This window comes from Salimicrobium jeotgali (assembly GCF_001685435.2).
In the GTDB taxonomy this organism is placed as follows: domain Bacteria; phylum Bacillota; class Bacilli; order Bacillales; family Halobacillaceae; genus Salimicrobium; species Salimicrobium album.
The window spans coordinates 2642809-2661898 of sequence record NZ_CP011361.2 but is presented as its reverse complement, the minus strand read 5'-3'; the positions used below and the strand labels follow the sequence as shown (position 1 = coordinate 2661898).

General features: G+C 48.7%; 23 protein-coding genes. 22 read left to right on the top strand and 1 reads right to left on the bottom strand.

The genetic code is table 11. The annotated features are described in order from the left end of the window. Positions 1–99 precede the first annotated feature (99 nt). The 10 genes from AAV35_RS13645 to rsmI all read left to right on the top strand — a co-directional run bounded on the left by AAV35_RS13645 (position 100) and on the right by rsmI (position 7108). Positions 100–1527, top strand: coding sequence for an aminotransferase class I/II-fold pyridoxal phosphate-dependent enzyme (locus AAV35_RS13645; protein ID WP_008591327.1), 1428 nt, complete (start codon positions 100–102; stop codon positions 1525–1527). 6 nt (positions 1528–1533) lie between these two features. Next, positions 1534–2157, top strand: coding sequence for a dTMP kinase (tmk, locus tag AAV35_RS13640; RefSeq protein WP_008591330.1), 624 nt, complete (start codon positions 1534–1536; stop codon positions 2155–2157). A gap of 35 nt (positions 2158–2192) precedes the next feature. After that, a complete protein-coding gene (locus AAV35_RS13635) occupies positions 2193–2522 on the top strand; it encodes a cyclic-di-AMP receptor (RefSeq protein WP_008591332.1) in 330 nt (109 codons plus the stop codon). A 21-nt stretch (positions 2523–2543) separates the two neighbouring features. Beyond that, complete coding sequence (locus tag AAV35_RS13630) at positions 2544–2984, top strand: YaaR family protein (RefSeq protein WP_008591334.1); 441 nt, start codon at positions 2544–2546, stop codon at positions 2982–2984. A 12-nt stretch (positions 2985–2996) separates the two neighbouring features. After that, a complete protein-coding gene (holB, locus tag AAV35_RS13625) occupies positions 2997–3986 on the top strand; it encodes a DNA polymerase III subunit delta' (RefSeq protein ID WP_008591337.1) in 990 nt (329 codons plus the stop codon). Between the two features lie 6 nt (positions 3987–3992). Then, entirely contained in the window at positions 3993–4820 is an 828-nt protein-coding gene (locus tag AAV35_RS13620) for a PSP1 domain-containing protein (RefSeq protein ID WP_008591339.1), read from the top strand. A 16-nt stretch (positions 4821–4836) separates the two neighbouring features. Next, positions 4837–5178 carry a DNA replication initiation control protein YabA gene (gene yabA, locus AAV35_RS13615; RefSeq protein WP_040609641.1) on the top strand — a complete coding sequence of 114 codons (342 nt, stop codon included), beginning with the start codon at positions 4837–4839 and terminating at the stop codon, positions 5176–5178. 73 nt (positions 5179–5251) lie between these two features. Next, a complete protein-coding gene (locus AAV35_RS13610; protein WP_008591342.1) occupies positions 5252–5992 on the top strand; it encodes a tRNA1(Val) (adenine(37)-N6)-methyltransferase in 741 nt (246 codons plus the stop codon). After that, positions 5985–6242 (top strand): GIY-YIG nuclease family protein, encoded by a 258-nt coding sequence (locus tag AAV35_RS13605; protein ID WP_008591345.1) that lies wholly within the window; start codon positions 5985–5987, stop codon positions 6240–6242. The genes AAV35_RS13610 and AAV35_RS13605 overlap by 8 nt, the downstream gene beginning before the upstream one ends. Further along, entirely contained in the window at positions 6239–7108 is an 870-nt protein-coding gene (rsmI, locus tag AAV35_RS13600) for a 16S rRNA (cytidine(1402)-2'-O)-methyltransferase (RefSeq protein WP_008591348.1), read from the top strand. Before AAV35_RS13605 ends, rsmI begins: the two co-directional genes overlap by 4 nt. A 77-nt stretch (positions 7109–7185) precedes the next feature. On the opposite strand, the gene AAV35_RS13595 is transcribed toward rsmI, so the two are convergent. Then, positions 7186–7458: a transition state genes transcriptional regulator AbrB gene (locus AAV35_RS13595; RefSeq protein WP_008591350.1), complete on the bottom strand. Its 273-nt coding sequence runs from the start codon at positions 7456–7458 to the stop codon at positions 7186–7188. Between the two features lie 276 nt (positions 7459–7734). Here AAV35_RS13595 and metG point away from each other — a divergent pair, with 276 nt between their 5' ends. The 12 genes from metG to AAV35_RS13530 all read left to right on the top strand — a co-directional run bounded on the left by metG (position 7735) and on the right by AAV35_RS13530 (position 18995). Next, positions 7735–9678: a methionine--tRNA ligase gene (gene metG / locus AAV35_RS13590; RefSeq protein ID WP_008591353.1), complete on the top strand. Its 1944-nt coding sequence runs from the start codon at positions 7735–7737 to the stop codon at positions 9676–9678. 201 nt (positions 9679–9879) lie between these two features. Beyond that, on the top strand, positions 9880–10650 hold the full coding sequence (locus AAV35_RS13585; RefSeq protein WP_008591356.1) for a TatD family hydrolase: 771 nt from the start codon (positions 9880–9882) through the stop codon (positions 10648–10650). Between the two features lie 144 nt (positions 10651–10794). Beyond that, complete coding sequence (locus AAV35_RS13580) at positions 10795–11049, top strand: hypothetical protein (RefSeq protein WP_008591358.1); 255 nt, start codon at positions 10795–10797, stop codon at positions 11047–11049. A 189-nt stretch (positions 11050–11238) separates the two neighbouring features. Next, entirely contained in the window at positions 11239–11802 is a 564-nt protein-coding gene (gene rnmV, locus AAV35_RS13575; protein WP_008591360.1) for a ribonuclease M5, read from the top strand. Then, positions 11792–12667 carry a 16S rRNA (adenine(1518)-N(6)/adenine(1519)-N(6))-dimethyltransferase RsmA gene (gene rsmA / locus AAV35_RS13570; protein WP_008591362.1) on the top strand — a complete coding sequence of 292 codons (876 nt, stop codon included), beginning with the start codon at positions 11792–11794 and terminating at the stop codon, positions 12665–12667. Before rnmV ends, rsmA begins: the two co-directional genes overlap by 11 nt. A 515-nt stretch (positions 12668–13182) precedes the next feature. Next, the gene (gene veg / locus AAV35_RS13560) at positions 13183–13446 is read left to right on the top strand and encodes a biofilm formation stimulator Veg (RefSeq protein ID WP_008591368.1); all 264 of its coding nucleotides are present in this window, start codon (positions 13183–13185) and stop codon (positions 13444–13446) included. 77 nt (positions 13447–13523) lie between these two features. Then, a complete protein-coding gene (gene ispE / locus AAV35_RS13555) occupies positions 13524–14393 on the top strand; it encodes a 4-(cytidine 5'-diphospho)-2-C-methyl-D-erythritol kinase (protein ID WP_008591370.1) in 870 nt (289 codons plus the stop codon). Positions 14394–14452: 59 nt separating this feature from the next. Next, positions 14453–15271, top strand: coding sequence for a pur operon repressor (gene purR, locus AAV35_RS13550; protein WP_008591372.1), 819 nt, complete (start codon positions 14453–14455; stop codon positions 15269–15271). A 109-nt stretch (positions 15272–15380) separates the two neighbouring features. Next, positions 15381–15674 (top strand): septation regulator SpoVG, encoded by a 294-nt coding sequence (spoVG, locus tag AAV35_RS13545; RefSeq protein WP_008591375.1) that lies wholly within the window; start codon positions 15381–15383, stop codon positions 15672–15674. Positions 15675–15936: 262 nt separating this feature from the next. After that, entirely contained in the window at positions 15937–17316 is a 1380-nt protein-coding gene (gene glmU, locus AAV35_RS13540; RefSeq protein WP_008591376.1) for a bifunctional UDP-N-acetylglucosamine diphosphorylase/glucosamine-1-phosphate N-acetyltransferase GlmU, read from the top strand. Between the two features lie 15 nt (positions 17317–17331). Next, the gene (locus AAV35_RS13535; protein WP_008591378.1) at positions 17332–18288 is read left to right on the top strand and encodes a ribose-phosphate diphosphokinase; all 957 of its coding nucleotides are present in this window, start codon (positions 17332–17334) and stop codon (positions 18286–18288) included. Positions 18289–18350: 62 nt separating this feature from the next. Next, positions 18351–18995 carry a 50S ribosomal protein L25/general stress protein Ctc gene (locus AAV35_RS13530; RefSeq protein WP_008591379.1) on the top strand — a complete coding sequence of 215 codons (645 nt, stop codon included), beginning with the start codon at positions 18351–18353 and terminating at the stop codon, positions 18993–18995. Positions 18996–19090: the final 95 nt, after the last annotated feature.

Genomic DNA, 19090 nt, shown 5'->3' with positions numbered 1-19090 from the left:
GGCGCTCCCGGAAGGGAGGAGGAAGACTGCTTTCTGCTTGTGTAGAAGGCAGTCTTTTTCTTTGTTATGATTAGTGGAGAAAAGAAAGGGAGAGCACAAATGACTCGACATGAAAAAGCCCCTCTTTGGGAAGCTGTAAAGCAGTACCGCCACGGAAAAGCCGGAAGCTACCACGTGCCCGGCCACAAAAACGGGACTGTCTTTGATACGGAGGCTCGGGAGGTCTTCCGTGAAGTGCTGGAAATGGATACGACAGAAATTCCCGGTCTTGATGATCTCCATTCCCCCCGCGGAGCGATCAAAGAAGCGGAAGAACTGGCTCGTCTTTACTTTAAAAGTGAAAAGACCCGCTTTCTCGTGAATGGAAGCACTTCGGGAAATCTGGCTATGATCCTTGCGGTATGCCGGAGAGGAAGTCCCGTTCTCGTACAGAGAAACGCCCATAAATCCATACTCCACGGTATAGAACTGGCCGGGGCCAAGCCCGTGTTTTTGGCTCCGGAATGGGACGCGAGAACCGGAAAGTACAGCAGCCTGACGCCGGAAAGAGTGCGGGAAGGGTTGCGACAATTTCCGGAGGCAGTGGCGGTCATTGTGACGTACCCGGATTATTTCGGTCATACGTTCAATCTTTCAGCGATAACCTCACTCGTACATGAAGCGGGCAAGCCGGTACTCGTAGACGAGGCTCATGGCGTACATTTCTCCCTTCACCGTGACTTTCCCGATACTGCGCTTGCAGCGGGTGCGGATATAGTGGTACAGTCTGCTCATAAAATGGCTCCCGCCATGACTATGGGAGCTTATTTACATACTCAGGGACCTCTTGTACCGGAAAAACGCCTGAGTTACATGCTCCAGGTCGTACAGTCAAGCAGCCCCTCTTATCCCGTTATGGTGAGCCTGGACTTATGCCGGAGATATATGGCGATGTGGAAAGAGGACGGTCTGTTAACATTTCTCGATGAAGTAAGGGAAGAACTGGACGCCTGCTGCGACGGATGGGAGGTCCTGCCTGCTTCGCCACAGGACGATCCCCTGAAAGTGGAATTGAAGCCGCGCAGAGTGGACGGGTTCACTCTCGCTTCTATGCTTGAAGAGCAGGGGATATATGCGGAAATGGCCACGAATACCGGGGTGCTTCTGACATTCGGGCTGGAACGTCCGGAAAGCTGGGAAAATGATAAGGCAGCCTTTTATGAAGTGGCACGATTATTACAAAAACGGGAAAAGCATGATAAAATAATAGATAACAATATATCTTTCCCCCCTGTTCAACAGCTCGATGCACAGTATGAAGAGATGGAAGATCTGCAACAGACCTGTCTTCCACTCGAAAATGCAGTGGAGCACATAGCTGCTGAAGCGGTCATCCCCTATCCGCCGGGCATCCCTCTTATCCTTAAAGGAGAGAGGATCAGGCAGGAACAGGTGGAACACATTCGCACGCTCATAGAGAATAAAGCAGTATTTCAAAATGAAAACATAGAAAAAGCAGTAACTATATTTCAGGAAGAATGGTCGTGACTAAGTATGTTCATTACATTTGAAGGAGGCGAAGGAGCCGGAAAAACGACGGTCCTCAAGCTTCTTCACGAAGAGTTCGAAAATCAGGGGTATGACGTACTCGCAACGAGAGAGCCGGGAGGGATCCGGATATCCGAAAAAATACGTGACGTCATCCTCGACCCCGTCCACAGGGAAATGGATGCAAGGACAGAGGCGCTTCTTTATGCCGCTGCCAGGCGTCAGCATCTGACGGAAAAAGTGATTCCTGCCCTGAAAGAAGGTAAGATCGTCCTTTGTGACCGCTTCGTCGATTCAAGTCTCGTATATCAGGGGGTCGGACGAGGGCTCGGCATTTCCGAAGTGATGGCGATCAATGAATTCGCCATAGAAGAGTGGATGCCGGATGTCACCCTGTTTTTTGATATCACCCCGGAACGCGGACTTGCGAGAATCGATGCCAATGATACGAGAGAGAAGAATCGGCTTGATCTCGAAGACATCGATTTCCACCGGAAAGTATACGAAGCTTATCTCGAACTCGTCGCAAGGTACCCGGACAGGGTGGAGAGAATCGATGCCGATCAGTCTCTTGAAAAAGTGACCGAAGCAGCCCGTCAGGCCCTGCGTCGACACACGAACAGACAGTGATTCAGTTCTACTAAAAAATATGAGGAGGCAGAACGATGAAGTTGATTATGGCGATTGTACAGGACAAAGATACGAACCGGCTGACAGACGCCCTTTCGGAACACGATTATAAATCTACGAAACTGGCTACCCGGGGTGGATTTCTCAGAGAGGGGAACACAACGCTTATGATCGGGGTGGATGACGGACAGGTGGACCACGTGCTTGAAATCATCGAAGAGAACTGTTCAAAACGGGACCAGATGGTAGCGCCGATCTCCCCGATGGGAGGGAACGCGGACTCCTACATTCCGAAACCGGTGAAGGTGGAAGTTGGAGGAGCCAACGTATTCGTTCTTCCCGTCGAATCGTTTTTCCACTTTTAAATTGAGTGAGGGAGCGCTTTTATGAAAATAAGTCAGGATATGCGCGTTCAGATGGAAACACAGTATAAGCAGGATGCGCGGACGGGAGCGAAAGCCCGGTCTTTCGAGTCACTGGTACGTACAGAGACAGGTCAGCTGCAGAAAGAACAGTTGAACCGGCTGCTGGCGGGGATCTCCGCCCAGGGAGAAAGACTCGCCCGCAATCGTTCCTTCCGGGAACTTGCCAAATATAAAAAGATGATCCGTGAGTTCGTGAAAGAATCCGTACAGTACGGAATGAATCTGAAGCATTCGCACAGCTGGAGCCGATCCGGCCAGAACCGGAAGCTGACGATCGTGGAAGAAGTGGATGAGAAGCTTGCTGAACTGACGGAAGCCGTGATGACCCGGGAAGACAGTAAGATGGATCTTTTAGGCCTGATCGGTGAAATAAAGGGTCTGTTAATCAATTTATATACGTAAGGGCGGACAGAGATGGAACGTTGGAGCCAACTGAAAGAAATGCAGCCGCTTGCGGCACAGATGCTTATGAACAGTTATGATAAAGACAGAATGGCGCATGCCTATCTTTTTTACGGCCATCGGGGGACCGGGAAGCGTGAAGCCGCCCGTCTTCTGGCAAAAACGCTTTTCTGTCCGTATACCGCAGATACAGAACCGTGTCAGGAATGCCGGGAGTGCCGGCGCATCGACTCCGGGAATCATCCGGACCTGCACTGGATCATACCGGATGGAGCCTCGATCAAAAAAGAACAGATTCTCGAACTGCAGAAAGAATTCACGTATACAGGCCTTGAATCCGACCGGAAAATCTACGTTGTGGAGTCCGCCGATTTAATGACGGTCAACGCTTCGAACCGTCTGTTGAAATTCCTGGAAGAACCGGGAAGGGATACTACGGCGATTCTCCTGACGGAAAACAGTGAAGCGATTCTGCAGACCATCCGTTCGAGGTGTCAGCAGATCGCCTTCCAGCCTTTGAATCATGAAAGGATGAGGGATTATCTGATGGAGGAGGGCATTTCGAAGTCGAACGCTTTCCTTTTGAGCGAACTGACGAATAACGCGGAAGAAGCGAAGGAAATGCTTGAGGGAGACTGGTTTGCCAATGCTCGAAAATTAGTGATACAATTGACGGAAGTACTTCAATCGAAACCGAATGAAGCACTATTGTTTGTCAATCATCAGTGGATGCCTCATTTTTCCGAAAAGGATACGCTTCAGCGCGGCCTGGACGTCCTCATGCTATGGTATAAGGACATTCTTCACGAACACCTCGCCCGTGAAGAAGCTGTCGTATTCATTCAGGAACAGGAGAAGAGAGAACAGGCGATGATGCGGTGGTCCCGTGCACAAGTCACCTCCTGTATGTCCGGAATTATGGAGGCGAAACGTCACATACACCAGAACGTTCACCCCACACTCGTGATGGAACAACTTACACTTCAATTGCAAAGGTGTTGATCCGTAATGGTCGAAGTAGTAGGTGTGCGCTTTAAGCAGGCAGGAAAAGTTTATTTTTTCGCTCCTGGTAACTTGAAGTTGACGACGAGTGATTACGTCATTGTCGAAACGGTGAGAGGCATTGAGTTTGCGAAAGTCGCCATCTCCAACCGCACGGTAGACGAAGAAGATGTAGTTCTTCCGTTAAAACAAGTCATCCGGGAAGCCGACGAGAAGGATAAGCTCACTGTCCAGGAGAATAAAGTCCAAGCACAGGAAGCCTATGATACATGTGAGAAGAAGATTAAGGAACATAAGCTGGATATGAATCTGGTGGAAGTTGAATATACATTTGATCGCAATAAAGTGATCTTTTATTTTACGGCGGATGGACGGGTGGATTTCCGAAATCTCGTCAAAGACCTCGCCTCCGTTTTCCGTACGCGCATCGAACTGCGTCAAATCGGGGTAAGAGATGAAGCGAAAATGCTCGGAGGCATAGGCCCATGCGGTCGTATGCTGTGCTGTTCCACGTTTCTCGGGGACTTCGAGCCCGTTTCCATAAAAATGGCGAAAGACCAGAACCTCTCCCTGAATCCGGCTAAAATTTCCGGTCTCTGCGGTCGTCTGATGTGCTGTCTGAAATACGAAAACGACGACTACGAAGAGGCGAAACGTGTCTTGCCGGACCTCGGAGAACGTATTTCCACGTCTCTCGGCGACGGGAAGGTCGTAGGGCTGAATATGCTTGAGCGTGTTGTACAGATTGAGTTCAAAGATCAGGAAAATGCTTTGGAGTACTCCCTTCAGGAACTGATAGATGAAGGAGTGCTTGAAACAAATGGTGCAGAGTAGCAAGGAGAGAGGGACACTGAATAAGAAAAATGTGATTGAAAAGTTCACTCATTTGGAATCACAGATCGGGGATCTTCACCAACAGCTTGGGGACCTGAAGGAGCAGCTGGCTATGCTGATTGAAGAGAACCAGCATCTCTCTATCGAAAACCATCACCTGCGGCAGCGTCTCGATCGGGAAAATGCCGAAAGAGAAGCGGCAGAGGGGGGCGGTGTGCCTGTCCGGCCCGTAGTCGGAGAAGGCTACGACAATTTAGCCCGTCTTTACGAAGAAGGCTTTCACATATGTAATCTGCATTTCGGAAGCCCAAGAGACGAAGATTGTCTGTTCTGTCTCTCTTTCTTAAACCGCAGTTAGTTATTTCGGGACTCCCCTGGGTGCAGGGGGGTCCTCTTTTCTTTATTCATATCAGGCGGGAGGAAACGGGAACGTGGTTCACTTATACGAAGACGAAAGAATAGATTATCTGCTTGCAGAAGAAAACAGACGAATTATACAGAGCCCGAGCGTATTCGCATTCTCTCTGGATGCCGCTTTTCTGGCGAGATTCGCCTCTCTTCCGCGGACGAAGGGGAAGATTCTTGATTTATGTACCGGGAACGGGGTGCTGCCCCTCTTTTTCCTTAACCACTCCAACGTGCCGATCACCGGCGTGGAGATTCAGGAGCGGCTGTATGACATGGCCGTCCGGAATGTGGAGCTGAACAGAGCGGCAGAGCAGGTGTCCATGATCCACGGAGATCTGAGGGAGATGCCGGCTTATTTCAAAAATGATAAATTCGATCTTGTAACCGTGAATCCGCCGTACTTCAAGACGACGGATGGCGTAATGAGGAACGAAAATGAACATTTGAAGATCGCACGTCACGAAGTCGCCTGTACGCTTGAAGAAGTGGTGGAAGCATCCTCCCGACTGGCAAAATCCGGCGGAAAAGTAGCTATGGTTCACCGGCCCGAACGTTTCGTCGAAATCATCGAGGCGTTCCGCAAGTATAAACTGGAACCGAAGCGGGTCCGTTTCGTTTATCCGAATGCGAAGAAAGAAGCGAATATGCTGCTGATCGAAGGGGTACGGGACGGAAACCCGGGTCTCAGTGTTCTGCCTCCTCTCTATGTATATGAGGAAGACGGTAATTACACGCACGAAGCGGAACAGATGCTGTATGGATGAGCACATCGTCTACGTCCTCAAGTGCCGGGATCACACGCTGTATACAGGATACACGAACAACCTTCCCGCACGTCTGAAAAAACATGAGGCAGGACAGGGAGCGAAGTATACGAGAGGCAGAGCTCCTTTTGAAGTCGTCTATACGAAAATATTTTCGACGAAAAGCGAGGCCCTCCGGGAAGAATACAGAATAAAAAAACTGTCCCGCACAGCCAAGGAAAAGCTTATACAGGGAGTGGATGAAGGATGAAGACGCAAAAAAGTTTCCGGGGAAATAAGGAGGAAGGTACGTTGTACATCGTTCCGACCCCGATCGGGAATCTCGAGGATATGACGTACCGGGCCGTGCATACGTTACAGTCGGTCGATAAGATTGCAGCGGAAGATACCCGCAACACGAAGAAATTGACCCGGCACTATGATATTGACACCCCTCTGATCAGTTACCACGAACATAACCGGAAAAACCGGGCGGAGGAACTGATCGCCTGGCTCGGGGACGGCCTTTCCGTAGCGCTGGTCAGTGATGCCGGAATGCCGGGGATTTCGGATCCCGGGGAGGAGATCATAAGTCAGGCTGTGGCAGAAGATATTCCGGTCGTCGTACTTCCCGGCGCCAACGCGGCACTCGTCGCCCTGGTCGGTTCGGGGCTGCCGGCGGACCACTTCTTTTACTACGGATTTTTACCCCGGAAAAAGAAGGACAGAGTGAAGGAACTGGAAAAGTGGAAGAGCTTTCCGGAAACGATGGTATTTTATGAATCTCCCCACCGTCTGAAACAGATGACGCAGGATTTATACGAGGTGTTCGGTGATCGTCGCGTTTCTTTTGCCCGCGAACTGACGAAACAGTATGAGGAGTTTCTGCGGGGAGATCTCTCCGACGTCCTCACCCGGGTGCAGGAAACGGAACTGAAAGGCGAGTTCTGTATCGTGGTCGAAGGAGGCGAAGAGGAAGAGAAATCGTCCTGGTGGGATTCGCTCACTCTGGAGGAACACGTCGGATCCTACGTGGAGGAAGGGATGAGAGACAAAGAAGCCGTCAAAAAAGTAGCGGTGGAGCGAGGTATGCCGAAACGCGAAGTGTACCGGGCTTACCACGTGGAAGAGGATTAAAAAATAAAAAAGAAAGCACTTTTACCTTCTCTCTGTGTTGGTAAAAGTGCTTTCTTTTTTAAAAAGAGGTCTTAAAATCAGAACTTGCTCTGGATTTCTTTGACCAGCTGTTCGGCGCCTTCTTTACTGAGAACCAGATTGCCGCCTGCGAGCTTAATGTTGTCATCAGCCACTTCCCCGGTGACCTGACAAGCCATGGATGGCTGGTATTTCTTAAGAACGATGCGGTCGTCGTCTACGTATATCTCCAACGCATCTTTCTCATTGATGTCCAGGGTACGGCGTAATTCGATAGGAATAACGACGCGTCCCAGTTCGTCCACTTTACGGACGATTCCAGTAGATTTCATAATGTTTCTCTCCCCTTACTTCAAAAGTTAGTCGTCTGATTTCGACGATGGTTCAGAATCATAATACCAAAGTTTGCCAATCATGTCAATTAGCATGTTCTAAATAACGAAAAAACTTTTACATGTCTGTATACGGGTGTCTATACCTGTTTCGGGAAGGGAGGGTGTATCCTTAATAAACCCCGATTTTTTGACAGGGCGGACCTATTTTCGGTATATTTTAAAGTTAGGAATGACTATTTATAAGAAGTCTCGTAATTATAAGGAGGGGCCTGTATGCCTGAGGAGAAAAATACATTTTATATTACGACACCGATTTATTACCCGAGCGGTAATCTTCATATCGGACATGCTTATACCACGGTAGCCGGGGATGCAATGGCCCGCTACAAACGACTGCGCGGATATGACGTGATGTATCTGACCGGAACGGATGAACACGGCCAGAAAATTCAGCGTAAAGCCGAAGAAAAGGGAGTAAGCCCGATTGAGTATGTAGATGAAATCGTTGGCGGTATTCAGGATCTATGGAAGAAACTTGATATCTCTTACGATGATTTCATCAGAACTACCGAGGAGCGGCATAAGCAGGTAGTAGCTAAAATTTTCGATTACCTCATGGAAAAAGGGGATATTTACCTCGGGGAGTACGAAGGATGGTACTGTACTTCCTGTGAGTCCTTCTTCACGGAACGTCAGCTTGATGAAGCGCACTGTCCGGACTGCGGCGCCCCGGTTGAGAAAGTGAAAGAGGAATCCTATTTCTTTGAGATGAGCAAGTATGCCGACCGCCTTCTTAAGTTCTATGAAGACAACCCGAAATTCATCCAGCCGGAAAGCCGGAAAAATGAAATGATCAATAACTTCATTAAGCCGGGGCTTGAAGATCTCGCTATTTCCCGGACTACGTTCGACTGGGGTATCGGGGTGCCGGGCAATGAGAAACACGTAATTTACGTGTGGATCGATGCGCTCAGTAACTACATTACGGCCCTCGGGTACGATACGGATGATGACGAGCGGTTCCGCAAGTACTGGCCTGCCGATGTACAGCTGGTCGGGAAGGAAATCGTCCGTTTCCATACGATCTATTGGCCGATCATGCTTATGGCTCTCGATCTTCCGCTTCCGAAACAGGTGTTTGCGCACGGCTGGATTCTGATGAAGGATGGAAAGATGTCGAAATCCAAAGGAAACGTCGTGGACCCTGTCCAGCTCAGTGACAGATACGGTCTTGATGCACTCCGCTACTATCTTCTCCGCGAAGTGCCGTTCGGGTCGGACGGAGTGTTCACACCGGAGGCTTTCGTCGAGCGTACGAATTACGATCTGGCCAATGACCTCGGTAACCTGCTGAACCGTACGGTCGCCATGATCAACAAGTACTTCGACGGACGGATCCCGGCGCTTGTACCGGGAGAGACCGGCCTGGAGGAAGATCTCGAAAGAATGGCTATGGAGACGAAAACGAACGTAGAAGAGAGCCTGGAACAGATGGAATTCTCCGTGGCCCTCGGTGAACTTTGGAAATTTATAAGCCGTACGAATAAATATATCGACGAAACGACTCCGTGGATTCTTGCAAAAGACGAGGATCAGAGGGAACGTCTCGGTAACGTGATGGCCCACCTGGCAGCTTCACTGCGTCATATCGGCATTATGCTACGGCCGTTCATGACGAACACGCCGGAGCGTATGTTTGAGCAGCTCGGTCTCACAGATCCTGCCGGGAAAGAATGGAAGACACTTGATGATTTCAATTACATCAGCGAAGGGACGGAAGTTCAAAAAGCGGAACCGATTTTCCCGAGACTGGATGTGGAGGAAGAGACGCAAATCATCAAGGATATGATGAGGAAACCTTCGGCAGGACCGGAAAAGCCCGAGGACCTGCCGGAAGTAACCTTCGATGACTTCCAGCAGTTCGACTTCCGCGTAGCCGAAGTGAAAAAAGCGGTTCCTGTCAAAAAGGCGAACAAACTGCTGAAAATTCAGCTCGATCTCGGGTATGAAGAACGCCAGGTCGTATCGGGGATTGCCGAATACTACAGTCCGGAAGATCTGAAAGGTCGCAAGGTTATATGCATTCGTAACCTGAAACCTGTGAAACTTCGCGGAGAACTGTCGGAAGGTATGATTCTTGCCGGAGAAGACGAGTCCGGTAATTTGTCACTCGCTTCCGTCGATCAGACGCTGGCAAACGGAGCCAAAGTAACCTGAGAAAACGTTCGGGATAAAACAGATAACGGGAAGCGGATGTTCCCGCCGGTTTCCGAATTTTTTGAAGAACAGCACGGAGACTCCTGAGGCGTCGGCACAAGTTGAGGCCGGGCCCGTGGGAGGCGACGTGCTGTTCTTTTGTTATCTTTTTGTTTTGCCCCTGAATCTTTGTCATGAATATCCGGAAGGAGGAAACACAATATGTTGTTCGATACACACGTACACCTGAACGCCGATCAGTTTGAGGAAGACCGGGACGAAACGATACGCCGGGCCCGGGAAGCGGGTGTTGAATATATGACAGTCGTCGGATTTGACCGGAAAACGATTCCGAAAGCTCTGGAAATAGCGGAGAGCGATGAGAACATTTACGCCGCTGTCGGCTGGCACCCGGTGGATGCTGTCGATATGACGGAAGAAGATCTCGAATGGATTGAGAGTCTTGCGGACCACCCGAAAGTAGTGGCGATCGGTGAAATGGGTCTTGATTATCACTGGGATAAATCACCGGAAGACGTACAGAAAGAAGTGTTCAAAAAACAGATTGCTCTTGCGAAACGGGTGAATCTGCCGATTATCATCCATAACCGGGAGGCGACAGAAGATATCATCGAAGTTCTCGAGCAGGAAAATGCAGAGGATGTTGGCGGTATTATGCACTGTTACAACGGCCCCGTAGAATATGCGGAGCGTGCGATAGACATGAACTTTATGATCTCTCTCGGAGGCCCGGTCACGTTCAAAAACGCTACGCTCCCGAAAGAAGTGGCAAAAGCTGTAGACATGAAACATCTGCTCGTGGAAACGGATGCCCCTTTCCTTGCTCCTCATCCGAATCGCGGCAAAAGGAATGAACCTGCGTGGGTGAAGCTGGTCGCCGAACAGATTGCGGAGTTGAAAGAGTTATCTTACGAGGAAGTAGCGGAAACGACTACGGAGAATGCGAAAAAGTTTTTTGGTATTCAGTCGTAACTACTTTACTTTCAATGGAGAAAACACAACATAACAGGTTTAATAACATATCAATTTTCGTATAGATTGGTATGTTATTTTTCAATAAATCATGCCACTCTGGTTAGAAATTTCTATTATAGTTTCGGATGGGGGCAGGCTTAAATGAAGAAAACCTTCGAAGTTACATACGAAGGGCACCACATTCAGGTAGTGAATACATGGTTTAATGGGGAAAGATTATATGTTGATGGTACATTGCAGGACGAACAGGTCGGTTTTACCCTGCGAGGGATTTTGACCGGGAGTTTAAAGCGCAGTAATGGATGTACAGAAAATATTAAAGTAAGTATCGGTGGTATGTTCACAGTACGTTGCAGGATATTCGTCGATAATGTTTTGATTTATCCTGAAAATTAACGGACATATAATACAAAACGCCTGAATAGAGTTTTTATCTCTAAACAGGCGTTTTTGTGTATTCAGTTTCTTTTTGAGGAAGGATAGTAAATCCTACTCTACTGATTCGAGCTGCTGATTTTGCCTGTGCTTTTTCTGAGGGGTCACACGTGGTATGCTTACAGAAGCAAATGAACGGAGGGGCCTGAGGTGAAAGTTAAAGAAATAATCGTCGTCGAAGGTAAAGATGATACACAAAAAATCAAACAGGCGGTCGTGGCCGATACGATTGAAACGAATGGCTCGGCGATTGGTGATGACGTCCTTGAGAGAATCAGACATGCATACGAAAAGCGCGGGGTCATCATTTTTACGGATCCGGATTATCCGGGAAAACGGATCCGACATATCGTCTCCGAACATGTACCGGGCTGCAAGCACGCGTTTCTGCCGAAGCATACGGCTATTGCCAAACATGACAAAGGGGTAGGAGTGGAACATGCGTCGGCAGAGCATATAAGGGAAGCATTGTCCGCCGTTTATGAAGTGACAGAAGAAGAGGATGATCATTTGGAGAAAGCCGACCTTCTGCCATACGGTCTGGTCGGAGGACCCGGTGCCAGTGCCCGGCGGGAAAAACTGGGGGAACGCCTTTACATTGGTCATACGAACGCGAAGCAGCTGGTGCGTCGTTTGAATATGTTCCGCATTACTAAAGAGGAAGTGGAACAGGTCATGAGAGAAATTATTCAGGAGGAGAAAGATGAACAATAAAGCGATAGCGACACCAGGTCGCACGAAAGACATTTTAGCAAAAGCCGGGTTTTCCTTTAAGAAGAGCCTGGGACAGAACTTTCTCGTAGATGTTAATATTTTAAAAAATATGCTCTGCCATGCCGGGATCAGTGAGAATACAGCAGCTATTGAAATCGGCCCCGGCATAGGAGCGCTGACCGAACAGCTGGCTCTCCACGCAGGTTCTGTCACGGCTTTTGAAATCGATCAGCGGCTGGTACCTATTCTCGAGGAGGAACTGTCATCTTTCGAGAACGCCACAATTATCAATGAAGATATTCTGAAAGCGGATATAGACCAGGTCGTTCGCGAGCTTGCCCGTGATCATGAAGAAGTGAGAGTGGTTGCGAACCTCCCCTATTACATCACTACTCCTATCCTAATGAGATTGCTGATGGACCGTCTTCCGTTCCAGAGCATTACGGTAATGATTCAGAAGGAAGTAGCCGAGCGGATGGCCGCCTCTCCGGGCACAAAAAGCTACGGTTCGCTGTCGATCGCTGTGCAGTATTACACGGAAGCGAGCATACCGATGACGGTGCCGAAGTCTGTATTCATGCCCCAGCCGAATGTGGATTCCGCTGTGCTTCATCTGGAAAAGCGTGCGGAACCGCCTGTCGACGTGCAGGATGAAGATTTTTTCTTTGAAATAGTGAGAGCCTCTTTTAAACAGAGGAGGAAGACGCTTATCAATAACCTCGGTAGTTTCTTCAAAGGGTCACTTGAAAAGAGTGAGATCAGGGAACGTATGGAGGGCTCGGGTATCGACCCCGGTCGCCGGGGGGAGTCGCTTTCGATGGAAGAGTTCGCGAAACTGGCGGATGTTTTCCATAAGGTAAAGTAAGCCTCCTGCTTACGCCAGCGCTTCTACCCGGAATTTTCGGCTTTTCATGATCCAGCTGCAGCGTCCAGAAATTCATGTCACAAGCAGCTCGGATCAGTGAAAGGAAAAGTCACCTTTCACGTGACCGGGCTGCTTATGCCTTCATTTCTGAACGGACGCTTTCGCTTTTCTTTGTCCAGCTGCAACTTCCAGAAGCTCATGTCCTAAGCAGTACACTTATTTTCGGGGAAAGGCCCCCGAAAAGTAAGCCTCCTGCTTACGCCAGTGCTTCTACCCGGAAGTTTCCGCTTTTCATGATCCAGCTCCGCCATTCAGAAGTCCGTAAGATAAGCTGGCCCCCCTGTTTCGGGCCAGAGCACCCGAAGCCCGGAGTACCTGCTTATCTTAGAACTTCTAAGCGAATGGCTCCGCTTTTCTTTGTGATTGACATTCTTTATTGAATATTGCTATAATATATCACTTATTTGACTATTTCCAATATGTGTGATACATTTGTTTTAGTGAGGTGGAGTCTAGTGGCTAAAACATTGGGAGAAATCAAGCAAACGCTAGAAGAACAGATCGGAAACCGACTTACATTGAAAGCTAATGGAGGTCGACGCAAAACGATTGAACGTACAGGGACGCTTTCCGATACGTACCCTTCCGTTTTTATCGTGGAATTGGATCCCGAAGAGAATTCTTATGAGAGAGTCTCTTACAGTTACGCGGATGTTTTGACCGAAACCGTGGAACTCAACTTCGAAGAACAACCATCAGTTGCCGTAGCAGAGCAGTAAACATTTCGTTTGCTGCTTTTTGTTTTGTCTTTTTATGGTACAATGCGGTCATACTATACGTTTAAGTGGGTGTTGGTATGTATATAATGGAGAAAGCGCCGGCGAAAATAAATTTATCGCTCGACGTGCTACATAAAAGAAAAGACGGTTTCCACGAAGTGGAGATGGTGATGACTACGATAGACCTTGCCGACCGTATTGAACTGACCAGCCTGAAAAAGAATAAAATTGTTCTGGAAGCCGAAAGCAGATACGTCCCCAATGATGAGCGTAATCTTGCCTACCTGGCAGCGAAGAAAATGAAGAAGCATTATTCCATCACTGGCGGTGTCCATATCAAATTGACGAAACACGTTCCCGTGGCTGCAGGACTGGCAGGAGGAAGCAGTGATGCAGCTGCCGTATTAAGAGGGATGGCGCGGCTGTTTGACCTGGATACAACTCCCGGTGAACTTGCGGAAATCGGAGCAGAAATCGGATCGGACGTTTCTTTTTGCGTCCACGGGGGCACGGCCTTAGCTACCGGTCGGGGAGAAAAAATCGAGGAGCTCCCCGCACCTCCTCCGTGCTGGGTCGTACTTGCCAAACCGCCTATCGGCGTATCTACGAAAACCATTTATCAGGCCCTGGACATAAAAGAGGCCGGGCACCCGGACACCTCCTCCATGGTGGAAGCCCTGCGGACAGGAGATTATGAAAAGATGTGCCAGAGCGTAGGTAATACGCTGGAGGGGGTCACCGTGCGACTTTATCCTGAAGTAGCCCAGCTGAAAGAACATATGCTGCAGGCCGGAGCGGATACGTCCCTGATGAGCGGGAGCGGTCCGACCGTGTTTTCCCTGGTGGAGCCGGATGTAAAAGCCAGAAGGATCTGTAACCATCTGAAAGGGTTTTGTGATGAAGTGTATATGGTGAGAGTCCTTGGAACGAAGGACACTCTTGATTAAAACCGTATATTTTTGTTATATTTAAATAAAATATTCGGTTTTAAGAGGAGTTTCTGTATATGAAAAGAAGTAAACGTTTAGTTTCTATGACCCGTTACATTATTGAACATCCTTACACCCTGATCTCCCTCCCCTTTTTCGTGGAAAAGTTCGGTTCCGCCAAATCTTCCATCAGTGAAGATCTCGGAATCATTGATGAACGGTTCCAGGAGGAAGGAACGGGGTACCTGGCATCGGTGGCGGGGGCTTCCGGCGGGGTGAAATATATCCCGGCCTACTCGCAGAGCTATGGGACTCCGTTTGTCGAACAACTCTGTGAGAAGCTTTCGGATACAGGCCGCCTTCTTCCGGGAGGTTACCTGTTTATGAGTGATCTCCTCGGAGACCCGCGGACGGTGAATGACATCGGAAAAATGTTCGCTTCTGTGTTCGTCGACCGGGAAATAGATGCGGTAATGACTGTAGCAACGAAAGGGATCCCTCTTGCTTATGCGGTAGCCGCTCATTTAAACGTTCCGGTGGTCATCGCGAGAAGAGACCCGAAAGTTACGGAAGGGTCGACCGTAAGTATTAACTACGTGTCGGGCTCCACCAGAAAAATCCAGACAATGGTGCTGACGAAGCGTTCGCTTAGTCCCGGATCCAATGTATGTATCATCGATGATTTTATGAAAGCAGGCGGCACGATTAACGGTATGAAGAATCTGCTGAAAGAATTCGATGCGCAAGTTGCAGGTATCGGAGTGCTGGCGGAAGCGGAAGACGAAGAGGAAGAACGTGTCGTCGATGACTATGTATCACTGTTGCGCATTCTTCACGCCGATGACCGTACGAAAGAAATTGAAGTGGAAGCCGGTAATCTTCTCGGAAGGCTTTAAGAAAACTTTATTAGAAATAGAGAAAAAATTTTCTGAATAAAGCAGGAAACTTTGTGACAGAGTAGAAATAATATAACAGGCTCTATAAAACAAAGGTGGTGAATGGTTAATGGAAGTAACTGACGTGAGACTGCGTCGAGTAAACACAGAAGGAAGAATGCGAGCAATTGCTTCTATTACGTTTGATCAGGAATTCGTGGTACATGACGTTCGTGTCATCGACGGGAATAATGGACTGTTCGTGGCGATGCCGAGCAAACGTACACCGGACGGAGAATTCAGGGATATCGCTCATCCGATCAATTCCGGCACGAGAGGTAAAATACAGGAGGCTGTACTCGAAGCTTATCAAAAAGCCGAGGCACCTCAGCAAATGGAATATGAGGGAGCAGGCGCTTCTTAAAAATGTTTCAGAAGAGAATCTGACCGGGACGGGTCAGGTTCTTTTTTAGCTCTCAGCAGTTTCTTTCCCGGAAATAATCGGAGCCGCGTAACTAAAACGGGGCGGGATATTTTTTTCGACAGGAGAAGAAGAAGAGCCGACCACCTGCTATAGTATTGATATACCCATTTCTAAAAAATATAATCACTGACGGGTGTAATGTTGAAATTAATTCTGATTTAAGATAATATTCATAGTGGATAACTATGATGGGGGTTACTTCATGGCCAATCGTTTTGCAGTAGTGCTCGCAGCCGGTCAGGGTACCAGGATGAAATCAAAGCTTTACAAAGTTCTTCATCCTGTAGCCGGAAAGCCGATGGTGCAGCACGTAACAGATCAACTTAATCAATTGGAACTATCGCAGATCATTACTGTTGTCGGTTTCGGAGCGGAAACTGTGCAGGAACAGCTCGGAGACAGCAGTGAGTATGTCATTCAGAAGGAACAGCTCGGCACAGGTCATGCAGTACTCCAGGCCGGAGATCACCTCTCCGGTAAAAAAGGGACGACCGTCGTCGTCTGCGGTGACACACCGCTTCTGACGAGTGATACGCTTGAAGCTCTTCTTTCGCACCATGAACAGAAGCAGGCGAAAGCGACAGTACTTACTGCCCATGCGGAAGACCCGCACGGTTATGGTCGTGTCCTTCGCGATGAACGTGGCGACGTCAAACGTATCGTGGAGCAGAAAGACGCTTCACCGGAAGAGGCGAAGGTGCAGGAAATCAATACCGGAACGTACTGTTTTGATAATGAAATGCTTTTTGAAGCACTCTCCAGCGTTTCGAATGATAATGCCCAGGGGGAATACTACCTGCCGGATGTCATGGAGATTCTTCAAAAAGAAGGGGAATCCGTAAGTGCGTATCAGATGGAAGACCTGAGGGAAGCACTCGGGGTCAATGACCGTGTCGCTCTGTCCAGGGCAGAGGCGTTTATGAGGGAAAGAATCAATGAAAACCATATGCGCGGCGGCGTGACTATTATAGATCCTTCCAATACTTATATCAGTGCGGATGCCGTTATCGGTCAGGATGTCACAATTGAGCCCGGTACCACGATTACGGGTGATACGGTCATTGAGGATGACGTGGTCATCGGTCCGAATTCCACTGTGGAGCGCAGCTATATCGGAGAAGGGTCCGTTGTGAAACAGAGTTTTGTGTCCGACAGTAAAGTGGGCAAACGCGTAAAAATAGGGCCATTTGCGCACATTCGTCCTGAATCGGACCTCGGTGATGAAGTGAAAGTGGGTAACTTCGTTGAGGTGAAGAAAGCTTCGTTCGGTGAAGGAAGTAAAGTCTCCCACCTGAGTTATATAGGGGACGCTGACGTAGGCAGCGGGGTGAATATCGGCTGTGGAACGATCACCGTCAACTATGACGGAAAGAATAAGTTTTTGACTACAATCGAAGATGATGCGTTTATCGGCTGTAATTCGAACCTCATCGCCCCGGTTACCGTTGGGAAAGGTTCGTACGTAGCGGCCGGCTCAACCATTAATAAAGATGTTCCGAAAGAGTCGCTGTCTATTGCAAGAGCACGGCAGACGAACAAAGAAAATTACGCACAGAAACTGAAATCCAAGAAAAAAGATTAATGGAGGGTTCGTTCCATGGCGGCTAAGGATTACCGAAACTCGGAGCTGAAGGTTTTTACTTTGAATTCCAACCCGGCGCTTGCAGAAGAGATTGCCAGCAATATCGGTATTGAGCTCGGGAAATGTACAGTAACTACGTTCAGTGATGGAGAAGTTCAAATCAACATTGATGAAAGTATTCGTGGTTGTGACGTATACGTGGTGCAATCGACAAGTTCACCGGTCAACCAGCACCTGATGGAACTTCTGATTATGATTGACGCACTGAAACGGGCGTCGGCAAACTCGATCAATATCGTCATGCCTTATTACGGGTACGCGAGACAGGACAGGAAAGCCCGGTCGCGTGAACCCATCACCGCTAAACTTGTAGCAGACCTGCTTCAGACTTCGGGAGCGGACCGGGTCATTATGATGGATCTTCATGCTCCGCAAATCCAGGGTTTCTTCGACATACCGATCGACAACCTTATCGGAGTACCTATCCTTTCCGAGTATTTCGAGAATAAGAATCTCGACGACATCGTTGTCGTATCGCCTGACCACGGCGGGGTGACACGCGCCAGAAAAATGGCAGACCGTCTCGGGGCCCCGATTGCCATTATCGATAAACGCCGGCCGCTGCCAAACGTGGCAGAGGTTATGAATATTGTCGGTAACATTGAAGGTAAGACAGCAATTCTGATCGATGATATCATCGACACGGCCGGTACCATCACTTTAGCAGCAAACGCACTGGTCGAGAACGGAGCGAAAGAAGTGTACGCCTGCTGTACACACCCTGTACTTTCAGGTCCGGCGATCGAACGCATCAATGATTCTAAAATCAAGGAACTGGTCGTCACGAACACGATTCCGCTTGGAGAAGATAAACAGATTGAGAAAGTCAACCCGCTCTCTGTTGCTCCGTTAATCAGTGAAGCGATTATTCGTGTGCACGAACGTCAGTCCGTAAGTATTCTTTTTGATTAATACGTTTACTCATACGTTAATGAGGGTATACAGTAACGATAAATATTTGGAGGTAGATGAAATTGGCTATTAAATTGAAAGCAACGAAAAGAGATAATCTGCAAAAATCCAGCACGAAGGAAATCCGTCAGCGCGGAGACGTTCCTGGTGTCGTATATGGTAAAGAAAAAGACCCGGTAACTCTTTCCGTAAACAGCATCGAACTTCTTAAAACGGTTCGTGACCACGGCAGAAACGCCATCATTTCCCTTGATGTTGAAGGTGGAGATACACTGGATGTAATGCTTCACGAGCACCAGATCGACCCGCTCAAAGACGAACTGATCCACGCGGATTTCTACGCGGTTAACATGCAGCAGGAAGTAGACGTGGAAGTTTCTATCAACGTGGAAGGAGAGCCTGAAGGCGTACGTGAAGGCGGCGTACTGCAGCAGCCTCTTTACGCTGTAGCTCTTCGTGCGAAGCCCGGTGACATTCCGGAGTCGATTACTGTGGACGTATCCGAACTTCAAATCGGCGACAGCCTGATGGTGAGCGACCTGAAAGAAGGACGTAACTACGAACTTCTTGAAGATGAGAATACGACAATCGTTTCCGTTACTCCTCCGGAAGAAGTTCCGACGGAGCCGGAAGAAGAGACAGACGAGCAGCCGGATATTCTTAAAGACCCGGATGAAGACGAAGATGAAGATAACGAGAATTCCTGATAAACGAGAGGAATGAGGAAGGGCGTAGCCGAAAAGGCGCGCCCTTTTCTTTCGTTAAGCTTTCGGTTTTTGCTATGCTATAATAACGGTAATCA

What these genes read in the sequence shown, in the direction of transcription:
- AAV35_RS13645 (WP_008591327.1), top strand. Translation starts at nt 100, where the DNA reads ATGACTCGACATGAAAAAGCCCCTCTTTGGGAAGCTGTAAAGCAGTAC.
- spoVG (WP_008591375.1), top strand. Translation starts at nt 15,381, where the DNA reads ATGGAAGTAACTGACGTGAGACTGCGTCGAGTAAACACAGAAGGAAGA.
- AAV35_RS13585 (WP_008591356.1), top strand. Translation starts at nt 9,880, where the DNA reads ATGTTGTTCGATACACACGTACACCTGAACGCCGATCAGTTTGAGGAA.
- AAV35_RS13580 (WP_008591358.1), top strand. Translation starts at nt 10,795, where the DNA reads ATGAAGAAAACCTTCGAAGTTACATACGAAGGGCACCACATTCAGGTA.
- AAV35_RS13630 (WP_008591334.1), top strand. Translation starts at nt 2,544, where the DNA reads ATGAAAATAAGTCAGGATATGCGCGTTCAGATGGAAACACAGTATAAG.
- glmU (WP_008591376.1), top strand. Translation starts at nt 15,937, where the DNA reads ATGGCCAATCGTTTTGCAGTAGTGCTCGCAGCCGGTCAGGGTACCAGG.
- AAV35_RS13535 (WP_008591378.1), top strand. Translation starts at nt 17,332, where the DNA reads ATGGCGGCTAAGGATTACCGAAACTCGGAGCTGAAGGTTTTTACTTTG.
- tmk (WP_008591330.1), top strand. Translation starts at nt 1,534, where the DNA reads ATGTTCATTACATTTGAAGGAGGCGAAGGAGCCGGAAAAACGACGGTC.
- AAV35_RS13595 (WP_008591350.1), bottom strand. Translation starts at nt 7,458, where the DNA reads ATGAAATCTACTGGAATCGTCCGTAAAGTGGACGAACTGGGACGCGTC.
- AAV35_RS13620 (WP_008591339.1), top strand. Translation starts at nt 3,993, where the DNA reads ATGGTCGAAGTAGTAGGTGTGCGCTTTAAGCAGGCAGGAAAAGTTTAT.
- AAV35_RS13605 (WP_008591345.1), top strand. Translation starts at nt 5,985, where the DNA reads ATGGATGAGCACATCGTCTACGTCCTCAAGTGCCGGGATCACACGCTG.
- purR (WP_008591372.1), top strand. Translation starts at nt 14,453, where the DNA reads ATGAAAAGAAGTAAACGTTTAGTTTCTATGACCCGTTACATTATTGAA.
- holB (WP_008591337.1), top strand. Translation starts at nt 2,997, where the DNA reads ATGGAACGTTGGAGCCAACTGAAAGAAATGCAGCCGCTTGCGGCACAG.
- AAV35_RS13635 (WP_008591332.1), top strand. Translation starts at nt 2,193, where the DNA reads ATGAAGTTGATTATGGCGATTGTACAGGACAAAGATACGAACCGGCTG.
- ispE (WP_008591370.1), top strand. Translation starts at nt 13,524, where the DNA reads ATGTATATAATGGAGAAAGCGCCGGCGAAAATAAATTTATCGCTCGAC.
- metG (WP_008591353.1), top strand. Translation starts at nt 7,735, where the DNA reads ATGCCTGAGGAGAAAAATACATTTTATATTACGACACCGATTTATTAC.
- rsmA (WP_008591362.1), top strand. Translation starts at nt 11,792, where the DNA reads ATGAACAATAAAGCGATAGCGACACCAGGTCGCACGAAAGACATTTTA.
- rsmI (WP_008591348.1), top strand. Translation starts at nt 6,239, where the DNA reads ATGAAGACGCAAAAAAGTTTCCGGGGAAATAAGGAGGAAGGTACGTTG.